The organism is Streptomyces sp. NPDC058157, assembly GCF_042884105.1.
Classification (GTDB): Bacteria; Actinomycetota; Actinomycetes; order Streptomycetales; family Streptomycetaceae; genus Streptomyces.
Genome location: NZ_JBHVUQ010000389.1, coordinates 1 through 2,512 on the forward strand (window position 1 = coordinate 1; position 2,512 = coordinate 2,512).

The following is a 2,512-nucleotide window of genomic DNA, read 5'->3' on the forward strand; positions in this document are numbered from 1 at the left end:
GCCCACCGGCGCCCGGGGCGGGGGTCGTCGGGGCGCGCGGCGGCCGCGCACCGCGCCCCGGCGGGGGGCCCGGTCGACGAGCCGGCGGACCGCCGGAAGGCCCGGGCGGGGCTCCGCCGAAGGCCTCGGGAAGGCCTCGGGAAGGCCTCGGCGAAGGCCCGGTCCGGGTCCTCGCGCGCCCGGTCCCGCCGCATCGCGGCCGAGGTCCCCTCCGGCGTCCGGGCGTGGAGCGCCTCCCCTCGGGCGGCGCCCAGGCCGGCACGGCGACCGGTTCCCGGCCCGTCAGCCGGCCTCCCGGGCGTGCCGCCGACCCCCACCGCCACACGGCCCCGTCCCATGGGCGGCCTCCTTCCCGCCCGCCGGCCCCGCGAAGGCTCCGGTCTCCGGCCGCGGCGACCCGCCCAGGAGGGGCCGATCCGCGGGGGCCGGCCTGCGCGCGCCGCGGGCGTGGTGTGATGCGCGGGTACCGCCCGAGGGGCGCGTCCCGCCCTCCGGACCACCCGGTCCGCCCGACCCCTGGAGCCGTCACCGTGCCCGACCGCCCCTCGCCCGAGGCCGTCCGCGCCTACTACGCCGCCCAGCCGTCCCCGCTCGTCGCCGCCACCGGGATCGTCCTCGACTCCGGCGGGCGGGTCCTCGTGCTGACCCCTTCCTACAAGGACGGCCTCGAACTGCCGGGCGGAACGGTCGAGGACACCGAGACCCCGGAGGAGGGGCTGGCCCGGGAGCTGGAGGAGGAGCTGGATCTGGCCGTGCCGGTCGGCCGGCTGCTCGCCGTGGACTCCTGCCCGCCCGGGGCGCTCGGACGCTCGCTGGTGGTGCACGTGTACCTGGTGGGACCGCTGTCGGACGAACGGGCCGGGGCGCTGTCCTTCCCCGACGGCGAGGTGTCCGAGGCCCGCTGGCTCACCCCCGAGGAGGCCGCACGGCAGCTGCCCGCCCGGCTCGCGGCCCGGGTGCGCGCCGCGCTGGCCGCGCTGTACTCGGGGTCCCTCGCGCACCTCGTCGGCGGCGTCCCGCAGCCCGGCTCCCCCGCCGGTCTGGACCCGGCGGACCGCGCGGCCCGGGAGCACGCGGGCGGTTACGACGCCGCCGGCCACCGGGCCGCCCGGCCGAAGGCCCTCACGGCGGCGAACGTGCTGTTCACGGACGGGGCCGGGCGGGTGCTGCTGGTCCGGCCCGGCTACGGCGAGCCGGGCCGCTGGCTGCTGCCCGGCGGCGGGGTCGACAGCGACCTCGGGGAGACCCCCCGGGCCGCCGCCGCGCGGGAGGTCCGCGAGGAGCTCGGCCTGGACCTCGCCCCCGGCCGCCTCCTGGCCGTCAACTGGTCCCACCGGCCGGGCTACCCGGCGCGGGTGCGGTTCCTCTACGACGGCGGGGTGCTCGATGCGGCCACGCTGGCCCGGATCCGGCTGGCGCCGGACGAGCTGCTGGAGTGGCGGGCCGCGCCCCGCGGTGAGCTGCGGGACCTGGTCGGACCGCACCTGCGGCGGCAGATCAAGGCCTGCCTCAAGGCCCTCGCCCAGGGCACCGGCCCGCTGGAGCTGCACCGGGGCCGGCCGGTCTGAGAGCCGGGGCGCCAGATACCCCCTACCCCTTTGGAGTATCCCGGCGGGCTCGCATACGATGCCCGGCATGAGGTCGACACGGGCGGGACGAGTGGCAGGGCCCCTCGGCCCGTCCGCGTTCCTGCTCCTCGTCCTGACGGTCCTCACGGGCCTGCTCGCCATGCACGGCCTGGGCCCCGGCGGCCTCCCCCACCCCGCCCCGGCCACCGCCGCCCCCGGGCACTCCCCGTACGGCATGCCGTACGCCGCCACCGCCACCGCACGGCAATCCCAGGCCGGCATGCCCGACGCCACCGCCCCCGGGTCCGCAACCCATGCCGATGCCGGGCACTGCCCCGGCGCCATGCCTTCCGAAGGATCCGCCCCTGGGACCACACCCCGGACCGGGACGAGCGACCGCGCCTCATCCCCCATGGGGCCCACGCCCGGGACCGACGACCGCCCCGTGGCCATGCCTTCCGAAGGGTCCGCCCCCGGTGCCGGCGACCGCGCCGAGGCCCTGAACCACCGGGCTCCGGCCCGGACCGCAGCCCCGGCCACCGCCGCCGCGGCCTCAACCGCGGCCACCGGGCACTCCCCGTACGGCATGCCGTACGCCGCCACCGCCCCCGGGGCCGCGCCCCGGATCGGGACGACCGCTCCCCAGGCCGCGGCGCCCATGGAGCGCGAACCCGCGGCCGGACCCCAGGCGGCGCCGGTCGCCGAGGCCGGCGACCGCACCGGGCCCCTGAACCACCGGGCTCCGGCCCGGACCGCAGCCCAGGCCATCGCCGCCGCCCGGACCGCCACCCCGGCCACCGCCGCCACCGCTCCGGCCCCCGGGGCCCACGGCCGTGGCCAGGGCGGCGCCGACGCGCACGGCTTGCGCGGGGGCGGGCACGCCGAGCATGCCGATCCCGCCTGCGCGGCCCCCGGCACCAGCGGTGCCCCGGTGCTGCCCGCCC

Annotated in this window: 1 protein-coding gene and 1 pseudogene; both read left to right on the forward strand. The window is 80.3% G+C overall.

The features are described 5' to 3' along the window. The first annotated feature begins 530 nt into the window (after positions 1 to 530). Positions 531 to 1,568, forward strand: coding sequence for an NUDIX domain-containing protein (locus ACFVXK_RS38150; RefSeq protein WP_389621851.1), 1,038 nt, complete (start codon positions 531 to 533; stop codon positions 1,566 to 1,568). Between the two features lie 67 nt (positions 1,569 to 1,635). Then, positions 1,636 to 2,512, forward strand: a pseudogene (locus tag ACFVXK_RS38155) (hypothetical protein); the annotation flags it as partial.